The organism is Acholeplasma oculi, from assembly GCF_900166985.1.
Classification (GTDB): domain Bacteria; phylum Bacillota_I; class Bacilli_A; order Acholeplasmatales; family Acholeplasmataceae; genus Acholeplasma; species Acholeplasma oculi.
The window spans coordinates 594,236-614,762 of the sequence record NZ_FUZK01000001.1 but is presented as its reverse complement, the minus strand read 5'-3'; the positions used below and the strand labels follow the sequence as shown (position 1 = coordinate 614,762).

Below are 20,527 nucleotides of genomic sequence, written 5' to 3'. Positions count from 1 at the left end.
GCTCATATGGGAGGATTTTTCATGTTCAAGAAATTCATAATAATATTATCCGTCGTACTGATGTCTGTAATCATGGTTGCATGTCAAGAAACATTAGAACCTGTAAATTACGATAGCATCTTCGAAGAGATATTTGAGGAGATTCAATTACCAACTGAAACAAGTCAAAATATAGATTTAAAGTATGAGTCTTTATTATACCCTGAAGCTAAAATCTCTTGGCGTAGTAACAAAGCATCCATTATTACAAATCAAGGAGAAGTCAGAAGACCTGACGTTGAAACTGAAGTGGATATGGTTGCTGCAATTACATATCAAGGCATTGTAAAAACGAATCGCTTCAAGATCAATGTTTTACCTGTTGAAACAAGAGTGTTTGATTTAAACGCATATCGTTCAGATTATGGATTTGCATCCTTAGTGATTACCAACCGTATGAATCAAAGAGAAAGTGTCGTTGAAGTTGCAACACCGGTAGAATTTTTAGATGCATTAAAAAATAAGAATAACAAAATTATTAAAATTACAGCAGATTTAAATATGGGGTTTTACCATGTCGAAAGAGAATTAAAGGCATTAGGTAAAACTGATGAAGAAATTAATGCATATACAGATGGTTCATTTTATAGAATGAATGCCAATGTACCTGTATTACATCCAACACTTTTAGAAGAAGGTGTGGGTCAAATGATCATCCAAGATAGAAATGAAGGATTAATGATTTATTCAGAATATGGGGCTAAAATTTCTCATTTGACAACGATCATTAAAACAAGTAAAGATATCGTGATTAGAAATTTACATTTGACAGGCATTTGGGAATGGGATGATGATTTAGCTGCAAACTATGATGAGTTAGATTGGGACTATTTCACAATTGAAACCACACAAGGTGTATGGTTAGATCATTTAAAATTTGATCAATCATATGATGGGTTAGTGGATGTCAAAGGTGGAACCTCAAACATGACGTTTTCTTATCTAGATTTAAATTTCCAAGCAAATGATTTCATTATAGATCAAATCAATCATTTAGAAGCAACACTCATGACAGATCCGACTAAAAATCCTGCTAATTCAAGATATGTAAGAATTAGAGAATTTTTATCTGTTGAGCAAATTATTGAATATACTTCCATGCAGAAAAAAGGATTTAATTTAGGAAATACAACAATGGGATTGGGCTTTGATACAATCACAGTAACCATACATCATTCTAGATTTATTAATTTAGCTGATAGATTACCAAGACTTCGTCAAGGGGATGCGCATGTGTATAATGTATTACTAGATAATACAGGTTTACAACGTGTAAGAGATATGATTGGTGGAACTGGACAAAGCTTACCATCACAAGCAATGGTTCCAACAGAAGAAGGTGCTGTATTATTTGAAAACAGTAAAGTAGTTAATACTGCAGAACCTATTAAAACACATCAAGATAGCATTTTAGATCCAGAATACACTGGACGTTATCAAGTTTTAAACTCTGTATTAGTTACTGGTGTTGACTTCTATTATGGAAGTTCATATGAAGGACAAGAAGGTGGAGATTTCTTTACTAAATGGAAACAAGCCAATACCAATGTAGGTCGCTTACCATTCTTTATGAGAAACTATCAAGAAATACCTTATCAATATAAGACAAATCCAGATTTAAATTACTTAGTAGATGCCCAAAGTATTGGAAGAGTATTAGAAGATAACTATGTAGGACCTGGAATTATTCCTGATTTTGATTGGTTAGAAATAAGAAGAGTCTTATCAAACCCAATTTCACCAACTGCAGTTAGAGGTCATATGATTGATCCAGATTCTATTCAAATTGAGGATGATTTAGTGGAACTAAATGCAACATTTGAACCTGCTAATCCATCTGTTCGTAATTTCTACTTAGGGGGGCCAAGTTATAGAAGAGATGTAGATTATCGTTTAGATGTAGATACATCGAACTTAAATACTGCATCTGTTGGTACATATGAAGTGTATTATACATTTACAAATTTAAATAATGATTGGGATACATACACATATACACAAAATGTTTTAGTATATAACCCTAATTTAGCAAATGAAATTTATAGATACAGTGCAACAGGTGAATTTAATGGAACAATTTCTGTCGATTATAGTGTCTATAGAAATTCAGGTACGCTATATTATTTATTAAGTGAACAAGATGATTTAACGTTAGAAGATATAAAAAATTCAAATGATCTATTGAGTATTGAAATATCTCGAGTGAATGGTCGTATCTTGGATATTGAGACAAACCGTTTACCATACCTTTACATGTATACACTGAGAGAAGCATTATATTCAGAAGTTGTAAGACTCGATATACTACAAGAACAAATTGTTGAAATTAGAACCATTCAAGATTTAAATAGTATGATAACCTCCTTTAGTTCTACAGGTAAGTATTATGTACTTATGAATGATATTGATATGTCTACAGGTAGAATTGATCAATTATCAACAAGTAATGTATTTAGAGGTGTCTTTGATGGTAATGGTTATACATTAAGAAATTATGGAGCAAATATGTTAAGAGGTGGATTATTTATGACCATCAATGGTGGTATGATTAAAAACCTCACACTCGATAATTTTAACTTTAATGTAGATTCTATATTTGCACCATCCTCAGATGATCCAAATGTATTGGTTGAAACTAGACCAAGTGATGATGCAGGTATACTCGCAACTTATGTATACGGAAGTGCAGTGTTTACCAATATTACAATTCAAAACTCTAGTTTAAAAACTGTTAGAAATTATGGTGCTGCACTGATTGGACGTTTAAGAACAGGTGAGGCAACATTTAATCAAATTAGAATTATTAATGTCAAAGTGGATGCTATGGTCACAGCTGCAAAATATACAGGTGGATTAATTGGTGGTATTGAGACCAATACGAAACTTTATATGAATGACATATTTGTTGATGGGTTAACCATCACACATCAGCAATCCGATATGATTGGAGCTGTGATTGGACGTGTTCGTTCACATGCAGAATTAAATCGTATTGTCTTACTCAATGTAAAGATTAATGGAAGACATAATTTAGGTATTCTTGCAGGTAAAGAAGATAATACAACAACATTTGTTCATGCAAATCATGTTTTTGCAGATGTGGACTTCACATTCCAACCTGATGTGAGTGGTGTATATTCTGAGTATCATGGATATGTTGTTGGTAATCCAGATGCAGGAAAGATTACAGTGGAAAATTATTATGTTGTAAGTGATCCTGACTTTATGTCCAATTCAAAGGGTCAAAATACACAAACAGGATTCATTGATTTAGAAACAGTTGATGAAACTTGGTGGCAAACAAACTTGAATGCATTTACTCAAAGTGAACTTTGGGAATATGATGCAACAGGTGTCATGAAATTAAAAGATTAATGAAAGAGAAAGAAAGTTGCGGTTATTAGCTGCAACTTTCAATATGATAAAGTGATAACCCTCAACCAGAAAGACGAACGTAAACGTCATCAAATCATACATGGTAGTTTATGGAAAACTATCCTTATTTTATCGCTACCTTTAGCAATATATGAAACATTTAATTATCTATACTCATTTATCGACTTATGGTTGGTAACAGGTATGGATACAAGTTTTGTAACATCCGTCATCTTTGTCGATGAGATTAGGTTAGCTGTTGCAGCATTTGGAGGATCCATTGCAGCAGCAGGTTCTGTTGTTGTTGCAAGATTTTATGGGTCCAACGAATTAGAAAATGCTAAAAAAAGTGCATTTCAAGCACTTATTTTAGCTATTATTGTGTCATTTACGATTGTTATACTTATGGTAACATTTGGTGAAATCATTTTAAGGTTTTTTGGAGCGACTGAAACCATTATTGATCAAAGTCTAAGTTATTATAATGTACAAATGATTACAACTGCACTTGTGGCATTTAACTCTGTATTTATTGGTCTTGAAAAAGCAAAAGGAAATACAAAAGTTATTTTGATAGTTAATATAGCTGTCATGTTAGTTAAACTTGGTGTATCCGTTGTCTGGGTAAGATACTTTAATGGTGGTTTATTAGAACTATCCTTATCAAGTTTACTTGCTCAACTCATTCTTAGTTTTGTTGGAATTTATGTGCTGATGTTTTATAAACATAATTCACTACGTTTAAGTATTCGTGATATTAAAATTGATAAAGTACTTATTAAAGAAATATTTTTACTAGCGATTCCGGTCTTCTTAGGTAAATTCTTATTTAATATGGGTAAAGTCATTATCAATGGTATTGCATTACTTTACCATGAGTTTGTGGTTGCAGCATTAGGTATTTGTGGTAAGATATTTGGATTCTTTGCAAACGTTGCAAATGTGTTCCATGAAGCTGAAATGTCGATAGTTTCACAAAATTTAGGTAATAAAAAACTGGACCGTGCGATTCAAACATTTTATATATCTTTAATTTATGCAGCGTCCATTTCAATCATAGGTTTAATTGTAAGTCATTTTATTAAAGAATACATGATTCATATATTAGGCAACTTTAGTTCTGAGGAGTTCTTTGTAATCTTAGAAATCTATAAATATGAACAATTTTCACTTGTCTTTTCTGCACTGATTTCAGTCGTTTCAGGCTTCTTTATTGGCTTTAAAAGAACTAAAATCGTATTTTGGATCAATATAACAAGAGTCGTCATATTAAGGCTTCCTGTACTCTACATAATGTATCAGTTAACAGGTGGGAAAAATTTTAGAGATGTAGGCTTTGTTATGTTTTTCTCCAACAGTTTAACAACACTCTTATGTTTTTTCTTAGTATTTAAATTCATACAAGAATTGAAAACATTTGGATATGATCAAATACCTTATAAAATCTAAATAAAAATAGAAAAATATCTGTCAACAATTTTATATGAAAGCGTTGACATTTATTTTTCTCTGTGATAAAATACTCTTGTATTATGAACGCCGTTTATAATGATAGACGATTCAGGATAAACCAACCTCATTCAGCCAAGATAAAACTTGATTCTTATCTTCTAAAGATAAAGGTTTACTCAAATGAGAAGACACATAAGGTTCTTCAATAAAATCAAATGATGGTTTGTCCCAATCTTCAAAACGATTTGTCAAAGCAATACCTTCAAATTGATTGTTATAAAAAATTGTGCGACCATGGGTTCTCCAAGGTCTTGCAAGAACAATCTTTAAATGAGGTTCTCTGGATTGAATAGAAGATTTATAGAATACAATACCCAGTTCGCCTAGGTATGTGGATGGTGCACTTAAGTACCCATCTGCATTGAACATACAGGTTGTTTGATAGATTAAAGCATTTCCACTTCCGAATATGAAATCAATGTTGCCTTCAATATATGAATTTACAATGACCGTATGCGTCATACGAGGAAGTAAGAAGTCAGGTCTTAGAATGTGCTGGTAACGTTCAATTAAATCTGTAGGTAATGGACCTAAGAATAATGTGTCTTGATTTCCAATCAATCGACAATCATCAATCCAAAGATGATCACCATAAACGGATAAGGCAATCGCTTGACCAATGGTTTGATGGTGACCTGCATCATTCTTGATGGTTAAAGACTTGAGTTTACAGTTGTTGGAAGTAATGGTAACTGTTGATGTTCTAAAGGTATTATAAAGTAAACCGTCCTCATGTAATTTATAGCTATAATCACGGTACATTAGAATGGTTTGATGAGAAGATTCACTCAGTAGTGTGATATTGGGACGATCTATGATAAGTTTTTCATAATAGACGCCGTTTGATAAATGAATGGTATGATCCATGCCATCTGTCAACTGATTAATTAAGTTTTGAATCGAATCCTTAGGGGTTAAGTAGTGATGTTTCATATGTAGCTCCTTAAAAGTATATATTCATTATAAGTGGAGAAATGAAAATTGACAATCAAGAAATTTATGTGGCTAGACATTTTAATACTTATGGTACTTGCAATCATTATGGATTCAGTTGCATACATCATTACCGATTGGATACGAAGTAGTTCACTAGAATTACCGATTGTTGAATCTGTATTTATTGCACCTTCATTTACTATCATCTATTTGATTTATCATCGATGGAAAAAGTTTGGACTTATTCCTAATGTGATCATTATCATACTACATTTCATACTGTATGGTAAACAGATATTTATAAGTTATGAATATCCACTGATGATTATTGCTTCTTATATGATATTTAGTTTAACGCTTCTATCCTATAAGTGGTTAAAAGTAACAAAGATTCCTGATTGGTTATTTCATCTCATGAACTTCATGGTCATATATATACTGATGTTCTTAGTGGAATATGCAATAGGTGTTATATTAGGTATTCAATTAAGTTTATTAGGTATTACCCTAAGACATACAATGAATGTCATACTAAGTAGTATCATCATCATTGTAATGTCTGTACAAAAAAAGTTATTGATTGACATGGAAACACATTTAATAAAACAAAGCAAAGAAGAGGATTACGCATGAATATGAACAATCAACCAGAAATCATTTCTTATAGAGATTTAGAATTACTGAGAGAAGAAGCAATCTATAAAGAAATGGAAGAATCAAAACTTCATAGATATTGGTTAACCATTAAACGACAATGGCCAATCTTTGTTATGTTAATTCCAGTCTTAGTATTCTTCCTATTATTTAGATATAGACCCATCCTAGAACTTATCGTAGGATTTAAGTCTTATGATGCGAATGTTACAAATAATGCATTTGAATCGCCTTGGATTGGATTTTATGCACTTAAGGAATTAATGTTTGGTACAAGAGAATATACCGTATTATTCTGGAGAGCATTTAGAAATACATTTACAATTTCAATGTATGGGTTACTCTTTGGTTTCCCAATTCCAATCATTCTAGCACTTTTATTCAGTGAGATTAAGAGTGATGGATTTAGATCTATTACACAAATTCTAACGTATTTACCTAAGTTTATATCAACTGTTGTCATCACGTCATTATTATTCTTAATGTTAAGACCAGGACAAGCGGATGCAAACATTCAACCAGGTATCATTAATGGTATGTTGGTATGGTTAGGTGTCGTACAGCCAGAGGTTAATATGTTAGGAAATCCAGCATACTTTAGAACCATCTTCATCCTATCGGATATTTGGGAGGGTGCTGGTTATGGCTCTATTGTATATTTTGCAGCAATTATGGCGATTTCACCAACTTCTTATGAAGCAGCGAAAATTGATGGTGCAAATAAATTAGATCAAATTCGTTATGTTACATTCCCTGGAATGGCACCAACACTTACAATTATGTTGATTCTAAGAATTGGTAACATTCTATCCGTAGGTTATGAAAAGATCATTTTAATGACTGAAAATGAAGTACACTGGGTATTAGACACAGCCGATGTACTCTCAACATTTATTCTTCGTTTAGGTAATGTGTATGGTTCGAATGCTGGTTTATCTGTTCCGCCTGACTTAATCCGTGCATTCTCAACTTCCGCAGACTTATTTAATTCATTTATTGCAATGTTCTTGGTACTTGGTGCGAATTTCATCTCTCGCCGTGTCTCAGATACATCACTATTTTAGGAGTACAACATGAAAAGACTAGATACCAGTGAAATTATATTTAAAATACTTGCATATGTACTTGTAACATTATTTGCAATAGCAACCTTATATCCATTCTTGTATACCATATTTGCAGCAATTTCATCCAAAGCTGCTATGGATTCAGGTTCTGTTGTGTTTTGGCCGGTGGACCCAGATTTTCTAGCGGTTAAAGCATTCTTCGAAGATCCTACACAAGGTGTTCGATTATGGAGAAGTTATACCAATACATTATTCTATACATTCTATGGAACATTATTCTCAATGGGTGTTTCCATATTTGCAGGTTATGCACTTTCCAAAAGTAATTTATTATTTAAGAGACAAATTGCATTCTTCATTATCTTCACGATGTGGTTCTCTGCAGGATTAATGCCAACTTATTATAACTACCAATCATTATTAGTTTCTAATCGATGGGGTATTATATATGGATTTGGTGTACAAGCATTTAACATTATCTTATTAAGAAATTATTTCCAAGGAATTTCTAAGGAAATTGAAGAAGCAGCGATTGTAGATGGTGCCAATGAGTTACAACTCTTAACATCCATCTATATACCGATGAGTAAGTCAGCAATTGCTACCGTCACATTATTCTATGCATTATCCAGATGGAATGGTTACTTCTGGAATAGAATCTTAGTTTCTAACGTGAACGAACATCCACTACAAGTAATTCTTCGTTCAATCGTACAAGAAGCAGGTGACTCAGAAACAGGGTTTGACTATCCGTACTCATTAAGATCACTTGCTTATGCAGCTATTGTATTGTCTGTAATTCCGATCATCATTATCTATCCTTACTTGCAAAAATACTTTGCAAGAGGTGTTAATGTTGGTGGGGTAAAAGAGTAAGAAAAAGGAAAAGGAAAAGGAGATTAAAAATGAAAAAAATATTTTCATTGATCGCTTTAGCGTTAGCATCAGTAGCTTTAGTTGCTTGTCAGCCACCAGCTGAATACAAGCCAGACTTTAGCCAAGAAGTTGACCTAAACGTAGCTATAAACTATACAACTTCAGGACAGTTGTTTAGTATTTCATACCAAAGAGAGAATTCATATTCTCCACTCATGAAACCTGGTAAGACATATGTCAAAGGGGATTTATTACCGGTATGGGAAAAAATTGGTGAATTAACCAATACAAATTTCCATGATAGAGCAGTTGTATCCGATGAAAATACAAATGCACAATTTACACGTTTACTAGACGATGGTTTTGAAGACATTGATTTGGTAAATGGTACTGGAGCATTAATCGGTGATGCAGGTGTCAGCGGATCATTTGTTGATTTAAATGATCATTTAGATAAAATGCCAAATATTTCAGCATTCTTTGAAGCAAATCCATCTGTTAAACAATCTTTAACATCTGGTGATGGTGGTGTGTACTTTACACCTTACTTCGACGGTATTAATGAGTTAGAACATATGTTTTTGGCTCGTTTAGACTGGGTTAAAGATATTTTAGATGCTGCAAATACAGATGCATTTGATTCCAATGTATATGCACTTGGAACAAATTACCAAAAAGAAACACCTGCTGGTAGTTTAAGTTATTCAGTTAAAGTTGCAAATGCAGATGGAACAACAAGAACAGTTCAAAAATCTAGAACATCTAACGTTATTGATGTTTTACGTGGAGTATCTGTAAAGAGTGGTAAAAACTTAGCAGATGCATTCCGTGGATATATTACACAAACTTATGGTTCTAACCATGGTTATGCTAAATTATCTGATATCTTTGTTGGAGCAGATGCTTCTTACGATGTGGATGAATTAGTAGCATTAATGTATGTAATTGATGCAAACCCTCAATACATCTTACGCCAAGTACCTCAAGGTACAATCGGTTCTATCGAAATGTATTTCCCTCGTGAAAAATCAGGTTCTCGTGTTCGTCAAATGTTTAGAGGTTTAGAAATGTTTGGTTTACGTGGTGCATCATCTAGAAACGAATGGTTATACATCGATGAAGATGGTGAAATCAATGATTCACGTGCTGGGGATTCAGTTGATAAATTTATTAGCTCAGTAAATAACTTATCTAATTTAGTTAAAGATGGTTTAATTCCAAACGTTAGTGGATTCACAACAACAAACCTACGTCAAGAATTATTATCTGGTGCTGCTCCTAAAGCTGATGAAAATAATCCAAACCCAACAGGTCGTTTCGGATTCTTAACTTATGATTATAATGCATCATCAACTACAACTGGTTTAATTGAAAACGGTGGTAAATTATTAGACTCTGATATGGAATTCCAAGCAATCTTACCTCCAGTGGTTGATTGGATGGGTAATGGTGAATACTTCCACTTCTCTGAATCTAACCGTTCTGTTAAAAACGAAGCTTGGGGAATTCCTTCTTCAATCTTAGAAAAAGGACCAGAAGTATTAGACCGTGCACTTGCAATTGTTGATGGACTTTACGATTACTCTACAGCAGATTCATTAGGTAATATTCACCTTTATGGACCTTCTGAGTGGAGAAGTGGTGATGTTCTTGACTATAATGGTGAAGCAGTATATGAATTACACAAAACACAAGTATTAGGACCTAATGGTGAAATTAATACTTTAGCAAACGGTAACCATATTAACTATTTACGTTGGTACATTGGTGCTACAATGCCAATCGGTCACGTACGTTCACTTGGTTTAGAGTATCAAACATTAACTAAAGACGGTATTGATGGTATTGAAAGAATTAATACAGCAGTTCAAGCTGGTGTATTAAAGATTGCAGGACATCAAAACGCAGCAGATTTAGGTAACTTCGGTAAATTAGTACCAACATTCTTACCTTATAATGCATTAGAAATCGATGCACGTGCGAACTCAACATTCAGAAATCATACAGCTGATGGAGTGTTACTTGCATTAATGAATAATGGATTCTCAGGAACAAATGATGTTATCTCTGCAACAGCTTACAAACAACTATTAGTAACAGAACAATATCAAACTTCATACCTTGCAGCAGTACAAGCAGCATACGCTCGTTCTCAAGGTTAATCAATCAATATGTTGTTGGTGGTGGGATTTTCCCACCACCTCCACAACATAAAAACATTTACATTAAGGAAGAATAATATGACAGCTACGAATCTTTCATTTAAAAATAAATTAGTGGATCATCTAACGAAAAATTGGAAAGCCTATGTTTTCTATTTAGTCGTATTGTTTTCTACTGTGTTATTTATATACGCACTAGGGTTTTCAACTGCTTGGGCAAGAACTGAGGTTTTAGGTAAAACCTATAAAGAAACTCAACCTATTTTTGATTTGACCAAACAAATCAATGATGCCATTGCATCACTTGCAGCAATTGGATTAATCTCTGCAGTACTGAATATAATGGTCGGTACTCATAGTAGAAAAAAATATTTTTGGACAAATTATGTATTACTTGGCATATTGATTGTATCTACACTTGCAACAGGTATTTACATATTTGTAGGATCTGAGATTTTAAAAAGTGAATTTACAAACTCATTTGATGTGTTTGAATCACGCTGGGCATATTTAATTCAATTATCATTCCAAGGAAGAGATATTAGACCTGGAATTATTGAATCCTTAAGCAATTCATTGCCTTATATGTTAGTAGGACTTATTGCATCTGGTTTATCCGTTTGGTTACTGATAGACGAAAGACTAAAAAGACCGATGCATTTAGCACGTGAAGCAGAAGTTCAATCTATTTTAGAAAAAGTTGAAAAAGGTGAAATTAAAGTTTCAGAAAAAGTGATGAATCAAGTGCCATCTGTTGATGATGAAATTATTGATTTCACAGAAAAAGAAGTACTTGAATATGAAACGCTTGAATTTGGAGTATTCCATAAGAAACATCAAACCTCTATCATGATTGCTCATGTTTGGGCAGTTATAGTAACAAGTTTAATCTTTATATCCTTTATTGGGTCTATTGTGATTGATTTCTTAAACAGATATCAAATCATCGACTTCAATACGGAATCTATCGTTTCATTACACCCAAGTCTAATTAGTTTCTTATCAATTTTATTACTACTTGCAGGATTCTTTAATTTATCAGCAATTAAAGCTATAGAGAAAATTAAAACGGATTCTATTCCGAGAAATACATTGCTTGGTTATGCAATTTACTTAATTCCAACAACGCTTATTTCAGGTATCTTACTATTACCTGTTGCATTAAAACTTCCAAGAAGTAAAGTTGAATTAGCAAAAATGCGTTATCAAAACAATCAGTTCGGTTTCACTATGACATTTGGTTCCATGTTATTCTTCATTTGGAGTTTATTTACATCTATTAACTATTCCTTATTTACAGGTTTAGCAGAAGAAGTACGTGTGAAACCAGATCATAATATAGCACTTGATATAACGATTTCTATTGTCTTGATTCTTGTTATGTTCTTAAGTGCTGAGAAAGTTAAAGCATATTCTAAACAATGGTCTTATGGTTTATTTGTCATATCCGTTGTAAACTTATTAAGATTATTCTATGTACCACTTATTAGTTTAAATACCAATCAAATACCAATGGATATATTTATCCAAATTGCAATTTGTCATATCATTTCTGCAGCACTCACAACAATTGCAGGTATTGTTTCACTTAAAAAAGCAACCAAAATACAACAAGCACTTAAACAAGGAGGAAAATAAACATGGCAACAATGAAATTACAAAACATCAATAAAGTTTATCCTTCTGGTGTTCAAGCTGTGTTTGATTTTAATATCGATATTAAAGACGGAGAGTTCATTGTTTTAGTTGGTCCTTCTGGATGTGGTAAATCAACAACACTACGTATGATTGCTGGCCTTGAAGAAATTTCTTCTGGTGATCTTATATTAGATGATAAACGTGTCAATGATTTAGCACCTAAAGATAGAGATATTTCAATGGTTTTCCAAAACTATGCATTATATGCACATATGACGGTTTATCATAACATGGCATTCTCACTTGTCTTAAGAAAAGAACATTCAGATGTTATTCATGAACGTGTCATGTGGGCTGCTGATATTTTAGGATTAACACCATATTTAAACAGAAAACCTGCAAATTTATCAGGTGGACAACGTCAAAGAGTTGCTGTTGGACGTTCAATTGTAAGAAATCCTAAAGTATTCTTATTTGATGAACCATTATCAAATTTAGATGCAAAACTTCGTGGTGTGATGCGTAAAGAATTAAAATTACTTCATACACGTTTAGGTTCAACAATGATTTATGTTACCCATGACCAAATAGAAGCATTGACACTTGCAGACCGTATTGTTGTCATGTCTCAAGGTTATGTTCAACAAATCGGAACACCTACAGAAATTTATACGAATCCTGCGAACTTATTTGTTGCAAATTTCATAGGAACACCTCCTATGAACATTTTTGAAACAAAATTAAGTGAAGCGTTTGAATTAACCATCGGTGATACACTTGTTGAAATCAAAGACAAAAATATCCAAAGTAAACTCAAATCATACTTAGGTAAAGAAATTGTAATCGGAATTCGTCCAGAACATGTACTCATTGATAATGATGATCAAAAACGCATAGGCGTTCGATCTATCGTTACAAATTATGAGTTATTGGGTGCATCTGCACTTGTTCACTTCATGATAGCAAAACAACGTGTTATTGCAAAAGTGGATGAACGTGTCCTATTTGAAAAAAATGATCCAATTGTCTTTAACTTAAATTTAGAGCATACATATTTCTTTGATAAAGAAACTGGAAAACGAATCTATATCGAAGGGGAGGTATAAGACATGGAATCTAAACAACAAAAAGAAAAACTTCCTTTAGCAACATATTCTGCAATCGGATCAACAATTTTATGGACGCTCATTGCATTCTTTTCACCAAATATTGCTGCAATCGGAACATTTGTAGGGATATTTGCAATCATCTTGATGTTATCATCAGGTATGGGTGTGATTGAATTATTTTCAGAGCATAAAAATGGGTACAAAAAAGAAGTATTAAAAAATTGGGGTATATTTTACTTGTTTGCAGGTTTTGTTGCAACAGGCGTTCTATTATTGATTCAGTCTAATAAAATGCCTCATACAGATACATCTTTTAAAAAACCATTTTCATGGAAAAGATGGTATAAATTTAACAAACAACGTATTCCATTATATTTAAGTATTATTGCCGTATTACTGATTACAGGATTGGTAGACTTTAAAGTTCAAGAAGTACGTTTTGAACTTAAATCGCACTTTGATGCGATTAATAATTTATACTCAAACGATCTTAAATCCATGGCAACCTTTATGGTATTTGCACTAAACTTATTATCAATTATTCAAATCTTTAATACTGTCTCATACAGTAAGACAAAAGCACCAGTGAATACATTTATCGCAACATTCTTAACGACTTTAGAAGTTGCTGCTTATGGAACTTATATGTATGTATTTATTATTGAACCAACAGTTTCTTCTAACTATACATATACAGGTTCAGTATACTTCTCATTAACTGTATTTGGTTTAGGTATTTTATTCACCGTATTATCCACTGTATTTGCATGGAAATATATAGATTGGAAGTATGTTAAAATTGAAGAATAATCAAGAAAATAGAGTAGGTAAACCCTACTTTATCGATAAATTTTCAACAATTAAACCAAGCACTAAAATAGGATTTTTAAAATTTTGGGTCGCTGGAGCAAGTTATTTTCTGGCATTTATGACCATTGAGAGTGCGCTTCGTTCAGATATATTAGACCAACTATTTATATTATTTCTATTAATGGGTTTATTAACAGAGTATGTAACGAATAAAATTATTTATCACATGAATCGAAGTGATCAAGATACGTTAATATACTTACCATTTAAAGCAAACAAAGATAGAAGTAAATTAGCTTCATTAGGTCTATCTTTTGCTTACGCCTTTATCATGATAGGTGAGGCATTAATACTTCATACGATTGTGGTTGAACTCTTTAACTTTTTAAATCTACCAACCATTGGTGGATTGTTACTAGGCACACAAAATAGTATGGATCCAATTAGTTTTGGACTCTACATCTTTATACTGGATATGATTTGGTATAAAGGAAGAAAAATAATGAAAAAGGAGTAATCTAACATGCAAGTCGTATTTTTATCAGCAACCTCTGTTTCCATTGAACTTACAAATAATGATGTTTATTTTACAAAAGAAGCATATGATGTATTTTTAAATGATGAATTAGTCATTAAAAATCATAAAACAAATGTCTTTTCAATATATAAATTGGAACCTAATAAACCTTATGTGATTAAGGTTGAGGATCAAACTGTATCTTTTGTTACACCGGGGTATTCAGAATATCTAGATGTTTCAAAACTAGGTGTTATTGCAGATGGTGTTACCGACAATACAAAAATAATTCAAAAGATTATCCAACAAGCTAAAAAAGATGCATACATTTATTTTGGCCCAGGAGAATATTGGACAGGTCCAATATTCTTAAAAAGTAATATAACAATTGAACTGGATAAAGGCGCAACACTCTTTGGAGAAACAGATCGCTATAAATATCCAATTCTTAAAGCTCAAATAACTAAACCAGATGGTACCATCTTCGAACAATCAAGTTGGGAAGGTGTTCCAGCAGACACATATGCATCTTTAATCACTGGGATTGAAGTTGAGAATGTAAAGATTATTGGTGAAGGCATCATTGATGAAAATGCTCAAAAATCTGATTGGTGGGTGAACCACAAAATCATGCGTGGTGCATGGCGACCAAAAGGAATGTTCTTAAGTCATTGTAAATTCATTGGACTTCAAGGTATAACTATCAAAAATACACCATCATGGAATTTACACCCATACTTTAGTAGTTATTTAGATTTTATTGATATTAAATTAGAATCACCTCACGACTCACCTAATACAGATGGTTGTGATCCTGAAAGTTGTAGCAACCTAAATTTAATCGGTGTCAGATTCTCGGTTGGTGATGACTGTATTGCAATCAAGTCCGGAAAATTTGAAATGGGTATGAAATATCGTAAACCAACCGAAAAAATGGTTGTTAGAAATTGTTATATGGAACATGGACATGGAGCTGTTGTATTAGGAAGTGAATGTTCAGGTGGTATTAAAGATTTAACTGTTGAGAAGTGTTACTTCTACAAAACAGACCGCGGTTTACGTATTAAAACACGTAGAGGTCGTGGTGAATCGATGGTTATTGATGGAATCACTTTCAATCATATTGTTATGGATGAAGTAAGAGCGCCACTTGTTATGAATATGTTTTATTTTTGTGATGATGATGGTAAAACACCATATGTTTGGGAAAAAGAAGCATTGCCTGTGGATGAAAGAACGCCATACTTAGGACAATTTACTTTTAAAAACATTGTTGCAACCAATACACATTCATCTGCTGGATTCTTCTATGGCTTAAAAGAAATGCCAATTGAATCCATCACACTTGAAAATATTAAGTTTACATATAGTAATGAAGCTGTTCCATTTATTCCAGCAATGATGAGTTTCTTAGAGCCTCAAGTTAAAACTGGACTTCAATTCAGAAATGTCAATCAAGTGAATATTTCAAATGTATCATTAGATGGCGTTTTAGGTGAAGAAGTTATATTAGAAAACGTTAAAGATTATAAAAGAGATTAACATAACTAGAGATTATATCAATCACTTGGTATAATCTTAGTGTATATCCAAAATAATAAACGCCGTATGAAAAAGGAGATAATCGTATATGAACAAACAAGAAATTCTTAAAAGAATTACAGATGTTGGTGTAGTTGCAGTGATCCGTGCAACATCAGCAGATGAAGCTTATCAAGTATCTAAGGCTTGTATGGAAGGTGGAATTCCAGCAATTGAATTAACCTTTACTGTACCGAATGCGCTTGATGTATTAAAAGAACTATCAAAAAACTTCACAAAAGATGAATTAATTTTAGGTGCGGGTACGGTTTTAGATGCTGCAACAGCAAGACTTGCTATATTAAATGGTGCAACATACATAGTATCTCCAGGATTTGATTTAGAAACAGCACAAATTTGTAATCTTTATCAAGTACCTTATATGCCAGGTTGTTTAACAATTACTGAAATGTTAACTGCACTAAAAGCTGGATGTGACATTATTAAATTATTCCCAGGTTCTGCTTTTGGACCGTCTTATGTCAAAGCAGTTAAAGGTCCATTACCTGATATTAATATTATGCCTACCGGTGGTGTGTCACTATCAAACATCGCTGAATGGGTTGGTAATGGCGTTGTTGCTGTAGGTGTAGGTGGAGAATTAACAGCACCTGCTAAGAAAAAAGATTATGACGGCGTAAGACAAAATGCCAAAATGTTTGTTGAAGCTGTTAAAAATGCTAGAAAATAAATGAAATCCATCGCGACTTTTGGTGAGATCATGCTTAGACTCACTCCGCCAAACTATGGAATCATTGAAGATACTTATGATTATTTAGCAACATTTGGTGGAACAGAAGCTAACGTTGCAATCTCTCTTGCTCAATTTGGGCATTCGACAAAATTTATCTCTAAGTTACCTGATAATCAATTAGGTGAAGCAGCAATTAAATATTTAAATGCAAACAAAGTGAATACTGAAGAAGTCATTATGAATGGTGAAAATATAGGAATTTATTTTCTAGAAACAGGGTTTGGAATTCGACCTTCTAAGGTTTTATATAATAGAAAAAATTCTTCTATGACGACGATTCAAATTAGTCAACTACAATTAGATAAAGCATTTAAAGATGTATCATGGTTTCATTTCAGTGGCATTACACTGGCATTATCAGAAAGCGTTCGAAATACGGTTTATGATATATTAAAATACTGTAAGGCACATCAAATTTATGTTTCATTTGATTGTAATTACAGAAAAACTTTATGGACGATTGAAGAGGCAAGATATGCATATAAGTGTATCGAACCTTATGTTGATTTATTTTTTGCAACAGCATTTGATGCAATGCATTTCTTTGACGTACAACCCGATAACTCCTTATCCGGTATCGAAAAAGATTTTGACGTATTAAAAAGATTTATATGTACGAACAACTCCTCCTTTGTATTTGGTTATCAAAGGAATGTATTTGCAGCAAATGAAAATAGCATACAAGCCTACGCATTTACTAAAGATGAGCTTAAAGAAACCAAACCAATGCGTTTTCAAATATATGATCGAATTGGTTCAGGGGATGCATTTGCAGCAGGCGTCATCCATGGTTTAATGAAAACCAATCTCAAAGATATTGGTTTTGCATTAGAGTTTGGATTAAAAGCATCGATTCTTAAACATACACTTTGGGGAGATGCATTCAAATTGAGTGAAAAAGATGTATTAAAATTTATGGAAAATGAAAGTTTTGAAGTATCAAGATAATAAAGGAGAATATATAGATGGCAAAAGTAGTTACTTTAGGAGAAATCATGTTACGCTTATCCACACCAGGCGTAAAAAGATTCGTCCAATCAGAAAGTTTTGATGTAGTATATGGTGGTGGAGAAGCAAACGTTGCAGTATCACTTGCAAATTATGGTCACGAAGCTTATTTTGTGACAAAGCTACCTAAACATGAAATCGGTCAAAGTGCTGTAAATGCTTTAAGCAGATATGGTGTAAAAACTGATTTTATTGCAAGAGGTGGAGACAGAGTTGGTATCTATTATTTAGAAACCGGTGCATCTATGCGTCCTTCTAAAGTGATATATGACAGAGCAAACTCAAGCATCGCATTAGCAAAAGCTAACGAATTTGACTGGGCACAAATTTTTAAAGATGCAAAATGGTTCCACTTCAGTGGAATTACTCCAGCATTATCCGCTGATGCAGCAGAACTAACAAAAATGGCTTTAATTAAAGCTAAAGAATTTGGTGTAACAGTTTCTGTTGACTTAAATTACCGTAAAAAATTATGGACTCCAGCAAAAGCTCAAGAGATTATGAGACCTTTAATGCAATATGTCGATGTATGTATTGGTAATGAAGAAGATGCAGAACTTGTTTTAGGATTTAAACCTAAAGGTGTAGATGTGCATTCTGGTAAATTAGATATCAAAGCATACCATCAAATTTTTGAAGAAATGAAAGAAGCATTTGGATTTAAAATGGTTGCTACTTCATTAAGAGAATCTTATTCAGCTAATCATAATGGATGGAAAATTCTTTTATACAACGGAAAAGAATTCTTTGAATCTAGACGTTATGACATCAATCCTATTGTTGACCGTGTAGGTGGAGGAGATTCATTCTCAGGTGGACTCATCCATGGTTTACTCACACGAAATGAACAAGAGGCTTGTGAATTTGCAGCAGCAGCAAGTGCTTTAAAACATACCATACCTGGAGATTTTAACTTAGTAAGTGAAGAAGAAGTGTTAGTGCTTGTTAAAGGAGATCAATCAGGTAGGGTACAACGATGAAAGAAAACAGAAGTGTCAATAGAATATTATCGATTCTAGAATTGGTTGCAGCACATCCTGAAGGATTAACACTCGGTCAAATTTATAGAGAACTCGATATGCCTAAAGCAACTGCATATGACTTTCTTCAAACACTCTATAAGGCTGATGCCATTTATTATAAAGACCCACGCTTAAAAAATTACGTGATTGGTTCAAAAATGTTTGCAATTGGTTCTGTTTATACGAAGAATTCGAGCTTAATTGAAGCATCTGTGTATGACTTAAGAAATTTTGCTAATGAACATGGTAAAACTATTTTAATTACAAAACAGACAGATGATCACTATGTACACATATTTAAATATCAACCACCAAACTCATTAATATTTATTAACGAAGAAATCGGATATATTTCATATGATTTTGATATATCACCGATTGGTAGAGCATTTAGAATATTTACCTCAAAACGTACGAGTTTAACACCTGAAGAACAAGTAGAATTTGATCATAGATACGTATTAAGTAATTCACAACAAGGACACATTTCTCAAGTGTGTGTTCCAGTTAAAAACTTTGAAAAAAGAATTGTTGGTATGATTACAGTATGTGACTTATGGCAAGATAAACCTGAAAAACCAGAAGTTATTGAAGAATTAATAAAAATTAGTAAAGCAATTTCAAAAAGGTTAGGATATTTAGGTGAGTAACATCAGAATAGGTGTTCGTGCACATGATATGGGACAAATGGATATAGAATCCCTAAAGAATGCAATGGACGCATATGGTTTTGATGGTATCCAGTTAGTCTTAAAAAAAGCTTTAGATGAAACATTAGAAACAGTCGATAGAGAACGCTTAAAATCTGCATTTGATGGAAAGGTGATGTTGTTAGGTGCATACTTCAACATGATTCATCCAGACACAAATGAAGTATTAAAAGGTGTGGAAAATTTTAAAAAACATTTAGAACTTGCAAGAGAACTAAATATTTCATACGTTGGAACTGAAACAGGCTCTCTTATGGGTAGTCCTTGGGGATATGACCCACTCAATCATTCCGATGAGTCCTTTGAAAAAGTTGTTTTAGTTACAGAAGAATTAATTCAAAAAGCAAAAGATGAAAATGTTTTTGTTGCAATAGAAGGTGCTTGGAATCATACGATATATAGTCCAAAAAGACTTAAAGAACTTACGGATCGTATTCAATCACCCAATTTAAAGGTTATTGTTGATTTATATAACTTCTTAAATATCGATAATCACCAAAATCATTTAGAAATCTTAAGAAGTTCCATTGACTTATTGAAAAATAAAATTGTTATCTTTCATTTAAAGGATTATATTGTAGAATCTCAAAAGCTTAAACAAGTAGGTTTAGGAAAAGGTTTAATGCAGTATAAAAAAATTATACCGATGATATTAAAAGAATTTACGCATGTAGATTTAATATTTGAAGGTGTTGAACAACAAGATTTAAAAAGTAGTTTAGAGTTTATAAAATCAATCATAGAAGGAGAAAAGTAA

The 20,527-nt window shown here is 32.7% G+C and carries 17 protein-coding genes; 16 read left to right on the top strand and 1 reads right to left on the bottom strand.

The features are described 5' to 3' along the window. Positions 1 to 21 precede the first annotated feature (21 nt). Together B5X49_RS02960 and B5X49_RS02955 are read left to right on the top strand one after the other, a co-directional pair. A complete protein-coding gene (locus B5X49_RS02960; protein WP_045749681.1) occupies positions 22 to 3,414 on the top strand; it encodes an immunoglobulin-like domain-containing protein in 3,393 nt (1,130 codons plus the stop codon). 51 nt (positions 3,415 to 3,465) lie between these two features. Beyond that, positions 3,466 to 4,863 carry an MATE family efflux transporter gene (locus B5X49_RS02955; protein WP_079560640.1) on the top strand — a complete coding sequence of 466 codons (1,398 nt, stop codon included), beginning with the start codon at positions 3,466 to 3,468 and terminating at the stop codon, positions 4,861 to 4,863. 111 nt (positions 4,864 to 4,974) lie between these two features. Here the strand turns inward: B5X49_RS02955 and B5X49_RS02950 are convergent, their stop codons facing one another. Beyond that, entirely contained in the window at positions 4,975 to 5,859 is an 885-nt protein-coding gene (locus B5X49_RS02950; protein WP_052670108.1) for a pectinesterase family protein, read from the bottom strand. 48 nt (positions 5,860 to 5,907) lie between these two features. On the opposite strand from B5X49_RS02950, the gene B5X49_RS02945 reads away from it, so the two are divergent. The 14 genes from B5X49_RS02945 (at position 5,908) to B5X49_RS02880 (ending at position 20,527) form a co-directional block, all read left to right on the top strand. After that, positions 5,908 to 6,495: a hypothetical protein gene (locus B5X49_RS02945; protein ID WP_045749679.1), complete on the top strand. Its 588-nt coding sequence runs from the start codon at positions 5,908 to 5,910 to the stop codon at positions 6,493 to 6,495. Then, positions 6,492 to 7,580 (top strand): ABC transporter permease, encoded by a 1,089-nt coding sequence (locus B5X49_RS02940; protein WP_052670106.1) that lies wholly within the window; start codon positions 6,492 to 6,494, stop codon positions 7,578 to 7,580. The genes B5X49_RS02945 and B5X49_RS02940 overlap by 4 nt, the downstream gene beginning before the upstream one ends. A gap of 9 nt (positions 7,581 to 7,589) precedes the next feature. Then, on the top strand, positions 7,590 to 8,459 hold the full coding sequence (locus B5X49_RS02935) for a carbohydrate ABC transporter permease (protein WP_045749678.1): 870 nt from the start codon (positions 7,590 to 7,592) through the stop codon (positions 8,457 to 8,459). Between the two features lie 29 nt (positions 8,460 to 8,488). Further along, the gene (locus B5X49_RS02930) at positions 8,489 to 10,621 is read left to right on the top strand and encodes a type 2 periplasmic-binding domain-containing protein (RefSeq protein WP_045749677.1); all 2,133 of its coding nucleotides are present in this window, start codon (positions 8,489 to 8,491) and stop codon (positions 10,619 to 10,621) included. Positions 10,622 to 10,699: 78 nt separating this feature from the next. Continuing rightward, entirely contained in the window at positions 10,700 to 12,259 is a 1,560-nt protein-coding gene (locus tag B5X49_RS02925) for a hypothetical protein (RefSeq protein WP_045749676.1), read from the top strand. 2 nt (positions 12,260 to 12,261) lie between these two features. Continuing rightward, positions 12,262 to 13,365 carry an ABC transporter ATP-binding protein gene (locus B5X49_RS02920; protein WP_045749675.1) on the top strand — a complete coding sequence of 368 codons (1,104 nt, stop codon included), beginning with the start codon at positions 12,262 to 12,264 and terminating at the stop codon, positions 13,363 to 13,365. Between the two features lie 3 nt (positions 13,366 to 13,368). Beyond that, on the top strand, positions 13,369 to 14,178 hold the full coding sequence (locus B5X49_RS02915; protein ID WP_045749674.1) for a hypothetical protein: 810 nt from the start codon (positions 13,369 to 13,371) through the stop codon (positions 14,176 to 14,178). Next, on the top strand, positions 14,168 to 14,695 hold the full coding sequence (locus B5X49_RS02910; RefSeq protein WP_045749673.1) for a hypothetical protein: 528 nt from the start codon (positions 14,168 to 14,170) through the stop codon (positions 14,693 to 14,695). Before B5X49_RS02915 ends, B5X49_RS02910 begins: the two co-directional genes overlap by 11 nt. Positions 14,696 to 14,701: 6 nt before the next feature. Further along, the gene (locus B5X49_RS02905; RefSeq protein ID WP_045749672.1) at positions 14,702 to 16,237 is read left to right on the top strand and encodes a glycoside hydrolase family 28 protein; all 1,536 of its coding nucleotides are present in this window, start codon (positions 14,702 to 14,704) and stop codon (positions 16,235 to 16,237) included. An 88-nt stretch (positions 16,238 to 16,325) separates the two neighbouring features. Beyond that, complete coding sequence (locus tag B5X49_RS02900) at positions 16,326 to 16,967, top strand: bifunctional 2-keto-4-hydroxyglutarate aldolase/2-keto-3-deoxy-6-phosphogluconate aldolase (protein WP_045749671.1); 642 nt, start codon at positions 16,326 to 16,328, stop codon at positions 16,965 to 16,967. Then, entirely contained in the window at positions 16,968 to 17,978 is a 1,011-nt protein-coding gene (locus B5X49_RS02895; protein WP_045749670.1) for a sugar kinase, read from the top strand. Between the two features lie 17 nt (positions 17,979 to 17,995). Continuing rightward, positions 17,996 to 19,018: a sugar kinase gene (locus tag B5X49_RS02890; protein ID WP_045749669.1), complete on the top strand. Its 1,023-nt coding sequence runs from the start codon at positions 17,996 to 17,998 to the stop codon at positions 19,016 to 19,018. After that, a complete protein-coding gene (locus B5X49_RS02885) occupies positions 19,015 to 19,710 on the top strand; it encodes a helix-turn-helix domain-containing protein (RefSeq protein WP_045749668.1) in 696 nt (231 codons plus the stop codon). The genes B5X49_RS02890 and B5X49_RS02885 overlap by 4 nt, the downstream gene beginning before the upstream one ends. Continuing rightward, entirely contained in the window at positions 19,703 to 20,527 is an 825-nt protein-coding gene (locus tag B5X49_RS02880) for a sugar phosphate isomerase/epimerase family protein (RefSeq protein ID WP_045749667.1), read from the top strand. The genes B5X49_RS02885 and B5X49_RS02880 overlap by 8 nt, the downstream gene beginning before the upstream one ends.